Here is a 14,568-nt window from a genome sequence, read left to right on the forward strand (position 1 = left end):
CCGAGAATCAGGGTATAACTGTAATTTCAATTCACATATCGGTGATTTCATGACGAAATTTGTTGAACTGGATGCTTTGGATCGCCGCATCGTTGCAGAGTTGCAGCGTGACGCCGCGCTCAGCAATGCCGATCTGGCCGAACGGGTCGGCAGCACCGGCCCATCCTGCTGGCGCAGGGTCAAGGCGCTGGAGGAAGCAGGCGTGCTGCGCGGCGCGGTCCGCCTGGCCGATCCGCACCTGCTGGGGCAGGATGTGACCATATTCTGTCATGTGCGGATGAAGGAGTTTTCGGGCGATTCGATCGCCGCGTTCGAAGCGTTCGTACGCGATCATGATCAGGTGATGGAATGCTATTCCATGTCGGGCGAATGGGATTATCTGATGCGCGTCGTCGCCTCCAATGTCGCTGATTATGAGCATTTCCTGATGCGCACCCTGCTCAAGCACCCCTCGGTCGCGGGCGCATCATCGCAATTTGCGCTGTCGGTCACCAAATATCAGACCGCTTTGCCGGTGCGCGGCTAGACGCGCCCGCGCCTCGTCACGCCATTTTCCCCCTTGCCCCGGCGGCAATCCCATGCACAAAGAATGCCAACTGCCTCGCGGGCGGATCAATTTTTACGAGCGGTCAATCCATTGGCTGCAAGAATGGACGAACCATGCACGACGTCACCACCCAGGATCGGCCAGCCCAGGCCCACCACCCCCTTGCCCCGCAGGAATTGGGTGACGGCCTGTCGGTCATCTCGATCGCGAAAAGCTATGACAAGCGCGTCGTCCTGTCCGACGTGTCGCTGACCGTGGGCAAGGGCGAAGTGGTCGGCCTGCTTGGCCCCAATGGCGCGGGCAAGACGACCTGTTTCTATTCGGTGATGGGGCTGGTCCGCCCTGATCGGGGCCGCATCGTGCTGGACGGGCAGGATATTACCGGCCTGCCCATGTATCGCCGCGCCATATTGGGGCTGGGCTATCTGCCGCAGGAAACGTCGATCTTTCGCGGCCTGACCGTCGCGCAAAATATCAGCGCCGTACTGGAACTGGCCGAGCCGGACCGCGACGCGCGCGACGCCCGGCTGGAACAGCTGCTCGACGAATTCGGCCTGACCCGTTTGCGCGATTCGGCGGCAATGGCGCTGTCGGGGGGCGAACGCCGCCGCTGCGAAATCGCCCGCGCGCTGGCCGCCAATCCCTCGATCGTGCTGCTGGACGAACCTTTTGCAGGCATCGACCCGCTCTCCATCGCCGACATCCGCGACCTGGTCAAAGACCTTAAGAACCGGGGCATCGGCGTCCTCATCACCGACCATAATGTGCGCGAAACGCTGGAAATCGTCGATCGCGCCTGCATCATCTATGGCGGCCAGATGCTCTTTGCCGGCAGCCCGACCGAACTGGTCGCCAATGCCGACGTACGCCGCCTCTATCTGGGCGAGAATTTCTCGCTTTGACATGATGGCGGCGCGCACTCCCATTCATGACGCAGTTATGGTCTGATGGCGCTCGGTCCACGCCTCGACATCCGGCAAAGCCAGTCGCTGGTGATGACGCCGCAGCTCCAGCAGGCGATCAAACTGCTGGCGCTTTCCAATCTGGAGATCGATGCGTTCGTCGCTGGTGAGCTGGAGAAAAATCCGCTGCTCGACAGCGGCAGCGCGCCCGACGACCTGCCCGCGCCCGATGGCATAGACCGGGATGTGGAACGCCCTGCGCTTGCCGCCGAAACCGGGTCGAGCGACGATCTGATCGGTCAGGGACTGGGCGCCAGCGATTCCCCGCTCGACGTCGATTATGGCGCCGAAACCTTTATCGACGATGGCCCCGGCGATCGCATGGCCAGCGCCCATGGCACGAGTAGCGGTTCTGGCAGCGGCATGGACGCGCTGACGGGCGGCAGCGGCGAAGCGGTAGATTTCGACAGTTTCGCCAATCCCGAACCCAGCCTTCAGGAACATCTGATGGATCAGGCCCGCGCCGCTTTGTCGGGCATGGACCTGATCGTCGCTGGCCAGCTGATCGGCCAGATCGACCCGGCGGGCTATCTGGAGGCCAATCTTCTGGAAACCGCCCATGCGCTCGGCCTGCCGCTCAGCGACGTCGAACGGGTGCTGGGCGTCATCCATGGCTTCGACCCCACCGGGGTTGGCGCGCGGTCATTGTCCGAATGTCTGGCGCTGCAAGCCAAGGAGGCCGACCGTCACGATCCCTGCATGGCCCGGCTGCTCGCCAATCTGGATCTGCTCGCGCGCGGCGCGCTGCCCCAGTTGCGCCGTATCTGCGGCGTGGATGAAGAGGATATGGCGGACATGATCCGCGAACTGCGCAGCTATGACCCAAAGCCCGGCCTGCGCTTTTCCAGCGATCGCGCCGCGCCCGTCACGCCGGACCTGTTCGTGCGGCCTACCGCGGACGGCTGGGCGATCGAGATTAACAGCGCCACGCTGCCCCGCGTCCTCATCAACCGCAATTATTATGTCGAACTCGCGTCGGGCAAACAGGACAAGAGCGCCAAGGCATGGCTCGCCGATTGCCTGGCCAGCGCCAACTGGCTGGTGAAGGCGCTGGACCAGCGCCAGAAAACGATCATCAAGGTGGCCAGCGAAATCGTCCGTTGTCAGGAGGATTTTTTCCGCAAGGGCGTCGCGCACCTCAAACCGCTGACGCTGCGCACCGTCGCGGACGCCATCGCGATGCACGAATCCACCGTCAGCCGGGTGACGTCGAACAAATATCTGTCCTGTCCACGCGGCCAGTTCGAACTCAAATATTTCTTCACCAGCGGCGTCGCCAATGCCGAAGGCGACGGTGCGGTCTCGGCTGAGGCAGTCAAAAGCCATATCAAGGCGCTGATCGCCGCCGAAGAACCCCATGCCATCCTGTCCGACGACACGCTGGTCGACCTGCTGCGCGCCAAGGGCATGGACATAGCGCGGCGCACCGTGGCGAAATATCGTGAGGCGATGGGCATAGGCTCATCGGTGCAACGGCGGCGGCAGAAGGCGTTGCAGGGCAAGGCGGCTTAGAGGGGGCGGTCAGGCGGGACCGTGCCCTGTCCTACACAACCCATCCCTGATATATTCAAACCCGGCTCCTTTACATCGTCCGCCCCACCCCCTGCCCGCACCGGCGGACGACCGACTTTGCGTCAATTTCCCATGCGCGATATGGGCGAATTTAGCGAAGTTCCGCTTCCGCCCTTCCCGCCGCAACAGCGTGATATGCGACGCCAAGCCGCTTGACCCTGCCCGCCCGACCGGCAAAAGCAGGGACTTCATCGCCTAAGGAAATGCCCCGCTTCATGTCGATCGCCTATCTCAACGGTGCTTTTCTACCGCTTGCAGACGCGCGGATCTCACCGCTGGACCGCGGTTTCCTGTTTGCCGATGGCATTTATGAGGTCGCGGCGGTCATCGATGGCAAGCTGATCGACAGCGCCAGCCATCTCGCCCGACTGCAACGTTCCGCCGCCGCGCTCGACATCGCCCTGCCCATAAGCCTTGCCGAAATTAAGGCGGTGCAGAAGCAGCTCGTCGCCCGCAACGCGCTGAATGAAGGTCTCGTCTATCTTCAGCTGACCCGTGGCGCGGACGCAACGCGCGACTTCCTGCCGTCGCCCGATACCGCGCCGACCCTGTTCCTGTTCGTGCAGGACAAACCCATTCTCCATGTCCCTGCCGTCACGACCGGCATCGCGGTTGCCACGATGCCCGACCTGCGCTGGAAACGGCGCGACATCAAAAGCACCGGCTTGCTGGCGCAGGCGATGGCCAAACAGGCCGCGCGCGACGCGGGCGCACAGGAAGCCTGGCTGGTCGAGGACGGCTTCGTGACCGAAGGCGCGTCCTCCACCGCCTTCATCGTCACCGACGAAGGCATCGTCACCCGCCCCTACAGCCAGGCGGTGCTGGCAGGCTGCACCGGCGACGCGCTGACCGCGCTGGCCGTCGAAAGCGGCCTGGCCGTCATCCGCCGCCCTTTCAGCGTCGCAGAAGCGCTGGCCGCGAAAGAAGCGTTCATCACCAGCGCCTCGACCCTGTGCCAGTCGGTCGTCACCATCGACGGCCAGACCATCGGCATCGGCACCCCCGGCCCGGTCGCGATGCGACTGCGCGCACTCTACATCGCCTTCGCGCGCGCCACGGCGGTGTGATCGTACCAGATGACTCCATTTCGGATGCAAATCTCGTCAAGCCAAAGCCCCATAATGGCGAGAATATGGACCCAATGATCATGTCCGGTCGATCAGTCCCAGACGCCTTCCTCCATTGCGGAGAAAGCAGGGGCTGCATCCCGGCGTCGGAACGATAAGGTGCAGAACAGAACAGGCACAGGAGCCACGCGATGACGGTCGACCCTTTTCCCCCCGACTATGACGCCCCGTTCGGCGCACGCGATGAACGGCCCGGTCTGCTGGTCGTCGCCGATGATGCTTGGGGGGACGAGGCTGCCGCATTGGCGCGGGCAGCGGGCCTGCGCCTGCTCGACATCGTATCACTGGCCGACGCGCCGCTCAGGCTCGACATCCAGGTTGGTTGCGACATCGTCATGCTCTTCTGCCCACGACCCGACCCGACGCTTGATCACCTGATCGTCCAGCTGGAAACCGTCGCAATCCAGAATGGCATGGCCATCATCCTGCTGGCGGGCATCGAAACGCTGGACCTTGCCTATGCCTGCGTCCGCAATCCCCGCACCCAGTTGCTATGCAATCCCGACCAGACCGATGTCGCCGCTGCCCTGCTGGCCGCTGCCAAGCATGAAAGCGCCGGCCAGAAATTGCACGAAATCACCCGCGAAGGCGAAAGCACCCGCCTGCAGCAATTGAGCGAAGAGGTCGGGCGCCTCGCCCGCACGATCGAGGCTATGACCCAACGTCCGCGCGGCGTCGCCGCGCCCAGTTTCGATCTTGGTCCGCGCATCGCGGACCGGGCGAGCGATTATATCGGTATGCCTGCGATCGCGCCGATCGGCAGCGAAGTCGCCAGCCCGGACGCTCCGCCGATCAGCGCCAACCAGGTCCGCGACCTGCTGCGCGCACGCCGCATTCGCGCCGATTTCCTGCCCGGCGACCTGTTTGCCGATCCGGCCTGGGACATGCTGCTCGACCTGCTGGCCGCCAGGCTGGAACATGAGCGCGTCTCCGTTTCCAGCCTGTGCATCGCCGCCGCCGTGCCGCCGACCACCGCCTTGCGCTGGATTCGCACGCTGACCGACAAGGGACTGGTCGAACGGCAGGCCGATCCCCATGATGGTCGACGCATCTTCATCGCACTGGCCAATGAGGCCGCCGAAGCGCTGACCCGCTGGTTCGGCGCCAGCCGCCGACTGCTCACCGCCTGACTCCCGGCTTGACGCCCCGGCATTTTTCCCTAGATAGACGCTTCTCCGCAGGAGCGGGCGATTAGCTCAGTTGGTAGAGCGTCTCGTTTACACCGAGAATGTCGGCGGTTCGAGCCCGTCATCGCCCACCAGTTTTGCCCTGCTGGTTTCGCGCAAGCGAGGGCACCATCAATCAAACCGCCTGCGTATCGTTCATCCTGTAGCAAGTATCAGTGCGGCACCATCGCGCCATGCCTTTCGCAGCCCTTATTGGCGGCACCATCGCGCCTGCCCTGCTGATGCTGTCCCCCTTTGCGGTGATGGTGGCGAGCGATTGCGCCGACTGGAGGCCCGCTGCCAAGGCCGTGCAGGATAGCAAGGGTCAGCCCTGCAAAAGACCCCGCCTGCCGCTGATGTAAGCGCTCACCACATATTGCAGCGCAGCGCCGCCGCTGCTAGGTCCGCGATCATGATCCAGCCGCCTGAAATCATCCGAGTCTCCAAATCCCGCGTCTCCTGCGACGGTTCAGGCGACATTCCCGCAGCGCTTGGCCATCCGCGCGTCTTTCTCGAAATCGACGAACATGGTTATGTCGATTGCGGTTATTGCGATCGGCGCTTCGTACTAATCGGCAGCATCGCCGACACTGGCGACATCGGCAGCAAGCCCGATATCGCTTCGGGCGCCAGCCTCTAACTTTTCCTTTGGGCCTGGCTACTGTCGCCCCTATATCGGTGACATGACCGATCCGACCGCCCAATTTAGCGACGCCCGTGGCCTTCTCTATCGCCCCGGCCTGCTTGATCCCGATGGCGCACGCCGCCTGACCGCCGATGCGCTCAAAAGCTGCGACGATGGCGAACTTTACCTGCAATATCGCGCGAGCGAGAGTTTCGGCTTTGACGATGGGCGGCTGAAAACCGCCGATTATTCGACGGATGCCGGGTTCGGCCTGCGCGGCGTATCGGGCGAAATGACGGGCTTTGCCCATGCCAATGACATCAGCGAAGCCGCTATCCGCAAAGCGGCCCAGACGCTGACCCTGCTCGATCCCGCAACCGCTCCCCCCGCGCCGCCGCCCCAGCGCACCAACCGCCATCTCTATACCGACGCCAATCCGCTGGAGATCGTCCCCTTTGCCGAGAAGGTGACGCTGTGCGCCGCGATCGACGCGGCTGCCCGCGCGCGCGACCCGCGCGTCGCGCAGGTGTCGGTCAGCCTGGCCGGAAGCTGGTCGGTGATCGAGATCGTCCGCGCTGACGGCTTTACCGCCACCGACATCCGCCCGCTGGTGCGGCTTAACGTCTCGCTGATTCTGGAAGAGGATGGTCGCCGCGAAACCGGCAGCTTCGGCATTGGCGGGCGCTATCTCTATGATCAGGTGATGGAACCTGCCGTCTGGAATCGCGCCATCGACGAGGCTCTGGCTCAGGCGCAGGTCAATCTCCGCTCCGTCGCTGCGCCTGCTGGCGAGATGACCGTGCTGCTTGGTCCCGGCTGGCCCGGCGTGCTGGTGCATGAAGCGATCGGCCACGGGCTGGAAGGCGACTTCAATCGCAAGGGGACCAGCGCCTTTTCCGGTCGCATTGGCCAGCGCGTCGCCGCGCCCGGCGTCACCGTCGTCGATGACGGCGCGATTGCCAACCGCCGCGGTTCGCTATCCATCGATGACGAAGGCACCCCGACGCGCGAGAATATCCTGATCGAGGATGGCATATTGCGCGGTTACATGCAGGACCGGCTCAACGCCCGGCTGATGGGGGTTGAGCCCACCGGCAACGGTCGCCGCGAAAGCTATGCCCATGGCCCTATGCCGCGCATGACCAACACCTTCATCAAGGGCGGCAATGACGACCCGGAAGAATTGCTGTCGCGCATGAAGTCCGGCATCTTCGCCAAAAGCTTTGGCGGCGGTCAGGTCGACATCGTGTCGGGCAAGTTCGTTTTTTCCTGCACCGAGGCGTACCGGGTCGAGAATGGCAAGCTGGGCGATCCGATCAAGGGCGCAACGCTGATCGGCGATGGCCCGACCGCGCTGACCAAGGTGGTCGGCATCGGCAACGACTGGGCGCTGGACGAAGGCATCGGCATGTGCGGCAAGGGCGGGCAGAGCGTGCCTGCCGGGGTTGGTCAGCCAACCTTGCTGTTGGAGGGGCTGACGGTCGGCGGCACGGCGACCTGACGCTTTGCCGCTACGGAAGGCGGAACCGGTGGGGAGGGTCGTGAGTATAGGCCCTATGAACATGCTGACCGACAGCCACGAAGCGGTTACTGCCGATTGGGCGGCCGCCTTGCTCGACTTCTGGTTCAACCAGGTTGGGGAAACAGGCTGGTACAGCCATGATCCTGCGCTTGATCATCAGTGCCAGGCGCGATTTCAGCCTTTATGGGCCGAAAAAAAGGCGCTGCCTGCCGACGCCTTCCTCGACCGCGCCGACGATGCGCTGGCCGCCGTGATTCTGTTCGATCAGTTGCCGCGCAACATGTTCCGCGGATCGGCGGAGGCATTTGCCACCGACGCGCTGGCGCGGGACGTGGCGCGGGGGGCGATTGCCCATGGCTATGACATCCAGATCGGCGGGGCCGGACGGCTCTTCTTCTACATGCCGTTTCAGCACAGCGAGGCGCTGGAAGATCAGGAACTGTCGTTGAGCCTGTTCGAAGGTACAGGTGATGAGCGATCGATGGATTTTGCCCGCCAGCATCATGCAATCATCGCCCGCTTCGGCCGTTTCCCCCATCGCAATGCCGCACTGGGCCGGGAAACGCGGCCGGAAGCGGCCGATGCCGCTACGGAAGGCGCGCAATGGTAGGCTGATGCTGCCTATTTTTTAAGCATCAATAGATGGCTGCCCATTTTTTTGGCGCTGCCCTTCGCATCATCGCGCCATAAGCCCGCATTAACGCGTGTTTAACAAATTGGCACGCCTCTTGCTCAGTAGTCCCCTGCACACCAGTAACAGGGGGCGACATGAAACTTGTCATGGCTATCATCAAGCCGTTCAAGCTTGACGATGTCCGCGAGGCACTCTCCTCGCTCGGCATCGCAGGTATGACGGTCAGCGAAGTAAAGGGCTTCGGCCGCCAGAAGGGGCAGACCGAAATCTATCGCGGCGCCGAATATTCCACCAACATGGTCCCGAAGATCAAGATCGAGGTCGTTTGCGACGACGACCTTGCGCCGCGCGTCGTGGAAGCGACCCAGGCGGCCGCCAATTCGGGCGCCATCGGCGATGGCAAGATCTTCGTCCTCGATGTCGGTCAGGCCGTGCGCATCCGCACCGGCGAGACCGGCGAAACCGCGCTGTAAGAAGGGGGAAATAATGACCTTTTCCAAGAAACTTTGCGGGGTTGCGGGGGCAGCCGGGCTGTCGCTCTTCACCGCTCTGCCCGCTTGGGCACAGGATGCGGCGGCACCCGCCGCGACCGTCGACAAGGGCGATACGGCCTGGATGATGATGTCGACCGTCTTGGTTCTGGCGATGATCCTGCCGGGCCTGGCGCTGTTCTACGGCGGCCTCGTTCGCACGAAGAACATGCTGTCGGTCATGACGCAGATCGGCGCGGCGGCCTGCCTCGCGATGCTGATCTGGGTGATGTACGGCTATTCCATGGCATTCGGGCCGGACTATACCAGCGGCCTGTCCAACTTCATTTCGACCTTTGACAAGGCGTTCCTGAAGGGGATCACCCCGGCGTCGCAGGCCGCGACGTTCACGGCGGGTGTCGAAATCCCCGAATATGTGTTCGTCTGCTTCCAGATGACCTTTGCCGCGATCACCGTGGCGCTGGTGCTGGGTTCGGTGGTCGAGCGCATCAAATTCTCGGCCGTGATGGTGTTTGCCGCTGTCTGGCTGACGATCGTATATTTCCCGATCGCGCACATGGTCTGGGCAGCGAGCGGCTATTTCTTCAAGCTCGGCGCGCTCGACTTTGCGGGCGGCACCGTCGTCCACATCAATGCGGGCGTTTCGGCTCTGGTAGCCTGCATCATCCTGGGCAAGCGTATCGGCTTTCCCAAGGAACCGATGGCTCCCCACTCGCTGACGCTGACCGGCGTTGGCACTGGCCTGCTGTGGGTTGGCTGGTTCGGCTTCAACGCCGGTTCGGCCCTCGAAGCCAATGGTTCGGCGGCTCTCGCCATGATCAACACCTTCGTCGCCACGGCGTCGGCTGGCCTCTTCTGGATGCTTGCTGAAAAGCTGAACGGCCACAAGGGTTCGGCTCTGGGCTTCTGTTCGGGCATCATCGCCGGCCTGGTTGCCGTCACGCCAGCCGCTGGCAACTCCGGCCCGTTCGGTGCCATCATCCTGGGCGCTGTCGCTTCGATCATCTGCTTCTATGCCGTGACCGTCATCAAGCCCAAGCTTGGCTATGACGACTCGCTGGATGCATTCGGCATCCACGGCGTTGGCGGCATGATCGGCGCCATCGGCACCGCGATCGTCTACTCGCCTGCCTTTGGTGGCCCCGGCGCGGAAGATTATGTGATCTTCGACAAGCTGCTGGTCCAGCTTTATGCGGTCGGTGTGACGATTGTCTGGGCCGCCATCGGCACCGTGGTCGCCATCTTCATCGCCAAGGCAGTTACCGGCCTGCGTGTCAGCCAGGAAGTCGAACTGGAAGGTCTCGACCTCGGCGAGCACGGCGAGCGCGCCTACAATATGTAAGACTTGGCAGGGCGGGCCGCCCGAACGGGACAAGGCCCGCCCGCCCCACATTGTTCCTCCTGCGAACATGCCTCGGGCCGATGCGAAAGCATCGGTCCTTTTTTTTGGCTCGTGAGGGGCAGCGTCAGGCGGTGGGGCGGGTCCACAGGCCGGCCGGGCGCGGCGTTGTTGCGGGCCAGCGGCGCGCGCGGCCAATCACCTGCCAGCCGGACCGGGCTACCCACAGCAGCTTGTCGGATTTGGGCGTGACGACGCGATGGTCCCATGCCTGTTCGCCCCGCCTGGCGACCTCCCGCGCAATGTCGCCATAAATGCCCGCTGCGGCCAGCACAGCCCATGCCGCGCGCGGCGGCAATGCGCCGGTGCCGTGGCGCGCGCTTTGTTCATAGGCGGCGGCCATGTCGGCCATGCGCTTGCCCAATAGGGCAAGCCGCGGGCGGACCCATGGCTTCATATGCTCGCCGGGCGGAATATCCATTTCCGCGAGCCACTCCTGCGGCAGGTAGCAGCGGTCGGCGGCTTCATCCTCGCTAATGTCGCGGGCGATGTTCGCCAGTTGAAACGCCAGCCCCAGATCGCAGGCGCGGTCGAGCGTCGCCTGATCGGCCGGATCGACCCCCATCAACACCGCCATCATGCAACCGACAGCGCCCGCGACATGATAGCAGTAGCGCAGCATATCGTCCTGGCTGCGCGGCCTCCAGTCACGCGCGTCGAGCGCGAACCCCTCTATCAGGTCGTGGGCATAGCGGGCCGGAATGGCGCATTCGCGCATCACCACGCCAAATCCGTCAAAGGCCGGATCGCCGGTCGCCTCACCGCGCAGCGCCATGTCGGTCATGACGCGGATGGTCGATAATCGCGCTTGCCCGTCGCTTACGCCGGTGAGCGTGCCGCCATGGTCCTGTCCGTCGGCAATGTCGTCGCACTTGCGGCACCAGGCGTAGAGCAGCCAGGCCCGTTCACGGGTTACCCGGTCGAACAGGGTAGAGGCCATGGCGAAGGATTTGGAGCCACGCGCGATGCTCGCCTGCGCATGGGCGACGAGGGCGGGACGGTCGAGATGTGGCGAACCCGTCAGAGCCGCTCCGCCTTCATAGCGAAGATCGTTTCGTGGGGCTGATAGGCGGCCATGGTATCGAGCAGGGCATCTATGCTGTCGGCATGCAGCAGGATGCCCGCATGCTGGGCGCGGATGAAGCCTGCCGCCACCATCTGCCGGTTGAAGCCGATCAGCTGGTCGTAAAAGCCGCCGACATTGAGGAGGCCGACCGGCTTTTGATGATAGCCCAGCTGCGACCAGCTGATCGCCTCCCACAATTCGTCCATCGTCCCTACCCCGCCCGGCAGGGTGACGAAGCCGTCCGACAGGTCGGTAAAGAGCTGTTTGCGCTGGTGCATGGTCTGGACGACGTGCAGCTGCGTGCAGCCACGATGGGCGACCTCCGCACCGACAAGGGCGTCGGGAATCACGCCGATCACCTCGCCGCCAGCCTCCAGCGCCGCGTCAGCCACGGCGCCCATCAGGCCGAGACGCCCACCGCCATAGACGACGCCGATTCCACGGGCGGCGAGGGTGCGTCCGACATGGCGGGCGGCTTCGATGAAGATCGGATCGGCGGGGGTGGCTGATCCGCAATATACGGCCAATCTATTCATACTCTTCCCATATTCACCATATGGCATCGTGACAATATCGATATAATTCAGATACTTAACCTAAGGCGGCGAGATCCTCTATCATCAATGCCGCTGTCGCCTTCGCGCTGCCGACGACGCCGGGGATGCCAGCGCCCGGATGCGTGCCTGCCCCTACCAGATACAGGTTGGGAATCACATCGTCGCGATTATGCGCGCGGAACCAGGCGCTCTGGGTCAGCAAGGGTTCCAGGCTGAAGGCGCTGCCCAGATGGGCGTTCAGATCGCGGCCGAAATCGGACGGCGCATAATGGAACTGGGTGACGATGCGCGACCGGATGTCGGGGATCAGGCGATGCTGGATTTCGTCCAATATCCGGTCGGCATAGGCGGGGGCGAACTGATCCCAGTCGATCGGCAGCTTGCCCATGTGCGGCACCGGGGCGAGCGCATAGAAGGTCGAATGACCGTCGGGCGCCATCGACGGATCGGTCACGGTCGGATGGTGCAGATAGAGCGAGAAATCCTCCGGCAGCACGCCATGATCGTAGATGTCCGTCAGCAACCCCTTATAGCGCGGTCCGAACAGGATCATATGATGCGGGATGCCGGGCCAGCTGCCCTTGATCCCGAAATGCAGCACGAACAGGCTGGGCGACCAGCGCTTTTGCGCCAGCTTTTCCCCCTGCTTTGCCCCGCGCGGATGGTGGGCCAGCAGATCGCGATAGCTGTGCATCAGGTCGGCATTGCTGGCTACTGCGTCCGCCTCCCCGCGCCAGCCCGATGCTGTATGCACGGCGGTGATCCTGTCGCCCTGGGTTTCGATCCGGGTCACCTTGTCACCCAGCCGCAACGTGCCGCCCAGCCGCTCGAAATGGGTCGCCATGGCCTGCACCAGACGATTGGTCCCGCCCTTTGCGAACCAGACGCCGCCATCCTTTTCCAGCTTGTGGATCAGCGCATAGATGGCGCTGGTGTTCATCGGATTGCCGCCGACCAGCAGCGTATGGAAGGACAGCGCCTCGCGCAGCTTGTCATTCTTCACATAGGACGAAACGATCGAATAGACCGACCGCCAGGCCTGATATTTGGCGAGCGCGGGCGCGGCCTTGATCATCGAGGCGAAGTCGAGAAAGGCGACCGAGCCGAGCTTGCGATACCCCTCCTCATACACCCCGGCGGCATAATCGAGGAAGCGTTCATAGCCGGCGACGTCGGCGGGATCGAGCTTGGCGATCTCCGTGCGCAGCGACGCTTCGTCATTGCTGTAATCGAAATTGGTGCCGTCGCGCCAGTTGAGGCGGTAGAAGGGGCTGACCGGCATCAGCGTCACGTCCTGCGCCATGTCATGCCCCGACAGGCGCCACAGTTCCGACAGGCAATCGGGATCGGTGATGACGGTCGGCCCGGCGTCGAAGGTGAAGCCGTCCTTTTCCCACATATAGGCGCGGCCACCGGGACGGTCGCGCGCCTCCACCAAAATGGTGTCCATGCCGGCGGATTGCAGGCGGATGGCAAGCGCGAGGCCGCCAAAGCCTGCGCCGATGACGATCGCTTTTCTGGTCATCAGGCGGGCGGATTCAACAATGTTCGCATGGCATCCCTTATGGGCACGGGGGGGCGTCCGCACAAGATGCGGATGCGGTCGGTCAGGGTGGAGCGCCCGGCGTAGAAGCGCTGGATCAGCGGCGCGGACAGGCGGTAGAAGCGGGCGAAGATGCGCCAGCGCTGGTCGGGCCGGGCCGCACCGAACAGCATCTTGCCGAGCAGGCGATAATAGCCGCCAGCGCGCCAATGGGCGGCGGCGCGAGCGCGGGTGACGGCAGCCAGACGATCGAGCGGCTGGTCCACGAGCCAGGTCGCGAAACGGACGGCATCAGGGAGCGAATAGCCGGTCATGGGCTGAAACAGCCCCGCGCGCACACCGGCGCGGGCGACCGGATCATGCGCTGGCCAATAGCTGTCGAAATTGCCGCCATGGACGACCGGCAACACACCCTGTTCGCGGTGGACGACCGTGCCGTGCCAGCCCTTTGCCTGCGCATAGGCCGCGATCCGCGTGCCGATGCTGGCGACATCCAGCGCCGGGCTGTTGCTGTAATATGTGTCTTCGATGAAGATGGTGCGGGCGTCCCAGGGCAGCAGATAGACGAAGCGATACCCGTCAATCTGCTCCACACTCGCATCCATGATGACGGGCCGGTCGATCCCGTGCGGCGCGTCGAGCCGCAGCGTATGGCCCACGAACTTCTGCCAGCCGCAGCGCAGCGCCGACAGGTCGCCCGCACCGCGCGCATCGATCACCGCGCCTGCGGTAATTTCCAACCCGTCGGCCAGCATGACCGCATCGGGCGTCACCGACACCACATCCGCCCCGGTCAGCACCGCGTCGCCCAGCACGGCGCGGATATGCGCGTCGAGCCGGGGCGAGGCGATGCTGTTATAGGGGGTGCCGAGTTGCCGATGGTGGCCGGGAAAGCGGACATCATGCCCGTGCGGCCAGCGATGGCTGATCAGGGGATCGACCAGCCAGCGGTCGCCGGGCGACACATCGCCATCGAAAAAGGACCAGATATGGTTGCCGCCAATCCCGGCGTCGCGCTCCACCAGCGCCAGCCGCACATCGGGCCGCCGGGCAGCGAAGGCGAGCGCGATCAGGCTGCCCGCCAGGCCGCCGCCAAGGATCGCCAGATCGCATTCCACCCGGTTGGTCATGCGATCCTGTTAGGGGAGGCTGTGCGGCAAGGCCATGACCCAAATGGCGCGGCGGTATGGTTTTTGGGGAAGCGGCGGGAGACGGCGGACCTGTTCAGCACGGAATGACCATCGCTTGATCCGTTGGTTTCGAGCGCAGTCGAGAAACCTGCGCGGCGTTTCTCGATTGCGCTCGAAACCAACGGGGGTTTGTGCAGGAGGCTCTGGTAAACATCTCCCAAATAGTA

General features: G+C 63.8%; 15 protein-coding genes and 1 tRNA gene. 12 read left to right on the forward strand and 4 right to left on the reverse strand.

Annotated elements, in window-relative coordinates; genetic code table 11:
- Positions 1 to 49 precede the first annotated feature (49 nt).
- From FE851_RS13370 to FE851_RS13420, 12 genes are all read left to right on the forward strand, one after another.
- Positions 50 to 526 (forward strand): Lrp/AsnC family transcriptional regulator, encoded by a 477-nt coding sequence (locus FE851_RS13370; RefSeq protein ID WP_017183793.1) that lies wholly within the window; start codon positions 50 to 52, stop codon positions 524 to 526.
- 134 nt (positions 527 to 660) lie between these two features.
- Positions 661 to 1,449 (forward strand): LPS export ABC transporter ATP-binding protein, encoded by a 789-nt coding sequence (gene lptB / locus FE851_RS13375; RefSeq protein ID WP_017183792.1) that lies wholly within the window; start codon positions 661 to 663, stop codon positions 1,447 to 1,449.
- Between the two features lie 45 nt (positions 1,450 to 1,494).
- Complete coding sequence (rpoN, locus tag FE851_RS13380; protein ID WP_145203104.1) at positions 1,495 to 3,021, forward strand: RNA polymerase factor sigma-54; 1,527 nt, start codon at positions 1,495 to 1,497, stop codon at positions 3,019 to 3,021.
- A gap of 275 nt (positions 3,022 to 3,296) precedes the next feature.
- Positions 3,297 to 4,148 carry a D-amino-acid transaminase gene (locus tag FE851_RS13385; RefSeq protein ID WP_145203107.1) on the forward strand — a complete coding sequence of 284 codons (852 nt, stop codon included), beginning with the start codon at positions 3,297 to 3,299 and terminating at the stop codon, positions 4,146 to 4,148.
- A 191-nt stretch (positions 4,149 to 4,339) separates the two neighbouring features.
- Positions 4,340 to 5,338 (forward strand): winged helix DNA-binding protein, encoded by a 999-nt coding sequence (locus FE851_RS13390; protein ID WP_145203110.1) that lies wholly within the window; start codon positions 4,340 to 4,342, stop codon positions 5,336 to 5,338.
- 55 nt (positions 5,339 to 5,393) lie between these two features.
- Positions 5,394 to 5,469 (forward strand) — tRNA-Val (locus tag FE851_RS13395).
- A gap of 99 nt (positions 5,470 to 5,568) precedes the next feature.
- Positions 5,569 to 5,736, forward strand: coding sequence for a hypothetical protein (locus FE851_RS26165; RefSeq protein WP_019054509.1), 168 nt, complete (start codon positions 5,569 to 5,571; stop codon positions 5,734 to 5,736).
- A 50-nt stretch (positions 5,737 to 5,786) separates the two neighbouring features.
- Complete coding sequence (locus FE851_RS13400) at positions 5,787 to 6,014, forward strand: zinc-finger domain-containing protein (RefSeq protein ID WP_017183784.1); 228 nt, start codon at positions 5,787 to 5,789, stop codon at positions 6,012 to 6,014.
- Between the two features lie 43 nt (positions 6,015 to 6,057).
- Positions 6,058 to 7,500 carry a metalloprotease TldD gene (gene tldD, locus FE851_RS13405; protein WP_145203113.1) on the forward strand — a complete coding sequence of 481 codons (1,443 nt, stop codon included), beginning with the start codon at positions 6,058 to 6,060 and terminating at the stop codon, positions 7,498 to 7,500.
- Between the two features lie 55 nt (positions 7,501 to 7,555).
- On the forward strand, positions 7,556 to 8,131 hold the full coding sequence (locus FE851_RS13410; protein ID WP_145204416.1) for a DUF924 family protein: 576 nt from the start codon (positions 7,556 to 7,558) through the stop codon (positions 8,129 to 8,131).
- A gap of 158 nt (positions 8,132 to 8,289) precedes the next feature.
- A complete protein-coding gene (locus FE851_RS13415) occupies positions 8,290 to 8,628 on the forward strand; it encodes a P-II family nitrogen regulator (protein ID WP_004209785.1) in 339 nt (112 codons plus the stop codon).
- A gap of 13 nt (positions 8,629 to 8,641) precedes the next feature.
- Positions 8,642 to 9,988, forward strand: coding sequence for an ammonium transporter (locus FE851_RS13420; RefSeq protein ID WP_019054512.1), 1,347 nt, complete (start codon positions 8,642 to 8,644; stop codon positions 9,986 to 9,988).
- A 124-nt stretch (positions 9,989 to 10,112) separates the two neighbouring features.
- Here the strand turns inward: FE851_RS13420 and FE851_RS13425 are convergent, their stop codons facing one another.
- From FE851_RS13425 to crtY, 4 genes are read right to left on the reverse strand one after another with little or no spacing between them, the layout of a single operon-like run.
- Positions 10,113 to 11,012, reverse strand: coding sequence for a phytoene/squalene synthase family protein (locus tag FE851_RS13425; protein ID WP_254908107.1), 900 nt, complete (start codon positions 11,010 to 11,012; stop codon positions 10,113 to 10,115).
- Between the two features lie 53 nt (positions 11,013 to 11,065).
- Complete coding sequence (locus FE851_RS13430; protein ID WP_019054514.1) at positions 11,066 to 11,647, reverse strand: TIGR00730 family Rossman fold protein; 582 nt, start codon at positions 11,645 to 11,647, stop codon at positions 11,066 to 11,068.
- 55 nt (positions 11,648 to 11,702) lie between these two features.
- The gene (locus FE851_RS13435; protein WP_019054515.1) at positions 11,703 to 13,193 is read right to left on the reverse strand and encodes a phytoene desaturase; all 1,491 of its coding nucleotides are present in this window, start codon (positions 13,191 to 13,193) and stop codon (positions 11,703 to 11,705) included.
- Positions 13,193 to 14,341 (reverse strand): lycopene beta-cyclase CrtY, encoded by a 1,149-nt coding sequence (crtY, locus tag FE851_RS13440; RefSeq protein WP_145203116.1) that lies wholly within the window; start codon positions 14,339 to 14,341, stop codon positions 13,193 to 13,195. Before crtY ends, FE851_RS13435 begins: the two co-directional genes overlap by 1 nt.
- Between the last annotated feature and the right edge of the window lie 227 nt (positions 14,342 to 14,568).

This window comes from Sphingobium sp. B2 (assembly GCF_007693735.1).
GTDB lineage: Bacteria > Pseudomonadota > Alphaproteobacteria > Sphingomonadales > Sphingomonadaceae > Sphingobium > Sphingobium xenophagum.

Excerpts from the sequence above, each read along its gene's own strand:
- FE851_RS13430 (WP_019054514.1), bottom strand. The coding sequence starts at position 11,647 with ATGAATAGATTGGCCGTATATTGCGGATCAGCCACCCCCGCCGATCCG.
- FE851_RS13390 (WP_145203110.1), top strand. The coding sequence starts at position 4,340 with ATGACGGTCGACCCTTTTCCCCCCGACTATGACGCCCCGTTCGGCGCA.
- FE851_RS13415 (WP_004209785.1), top strand. The coding sequence starts at position 8,290 with ATGAAACTTGTCATGGCTATCATCAAGCCGTTCAAGCTTGACGATGTC.
- crtY (WP_145203116.1), bottom strand. The coding sequence starts at position 14,341 with ATGACCAACCGGGTGGAATGCGATCTGGCGATCCTTGGCGGCGGCCTG.
- FE851_RS13435 (WP_019054515.1), bottom strand. The coding sequence starts at position 13,193 with ATGACCAGAAAAGCGATCGTCATCGGCGCAGGCTTTGGCGGCCTCGCG.
- FE851_RS13410 (WP_145204416.1), top strand. The coding sequence starts at position 7,556 with ATGAACATGCTGACCGACAGCCACGAAGCGGTTACTGCCGATTGGGCG.
- FE851_RS26165 (WP_019054509.1), top strand. The coding sequence starts at position 5,569 with ATGCCTTTCGCAGCCCTTATTGGCGGCACCATCGCGCCTGCCCTGCTG.
- tldD (WP_145203113.1), top strand. The coding sequence starts at position 6,058 with ATGACCGATCCGACCGCCCAATTTAGCGACGCCCGTGGCCTTCTCTAT.
- FE851_RS13370 (WP_017183793.1), top strand. The coding sequence starts at position 50 with ATGACGAAATTTGTTGAACTGGATGCTTTGGATCGCCGCATCGTTGCA.
- lptB (WP_017183792.1), top strand. The coding sequence starts at position 661 with ATGCACGACGTCACCACCCAGGATCGGCCAGCCCAGGCCCACCACCCC.
- FE851_RS13400 (WP_017183784.1), top strand. The coding sequence starts at position 5,787 with ATGATCCAGCCGCCTGAAATCATCCGAGTCTCCAAATCCCGCGTCTCC.
- rpoN (WP_145203104.1), top strand. The coding sequence starts at position 1,495 with ATGGCGCTCGGTCCACGCCTCGACATCCGGCAAAGCCAGTCGCTGGTG.
- FE851_RS13420 (WP_019054512.1), top strand. The coding sequence starts at position 8,642 with ATGACCTTTTCCAAGAAACTTTGCGGGGTTGCGGGGGCAGCCGGGCTG.
- FE851_RS13385 (WP_145203107.1), top strand. The coding sequence starts at position 3,297 with ATGTCGATCGCCTATCTCAACGGTGCTTTTCTACCGCTTGCAGACGCG.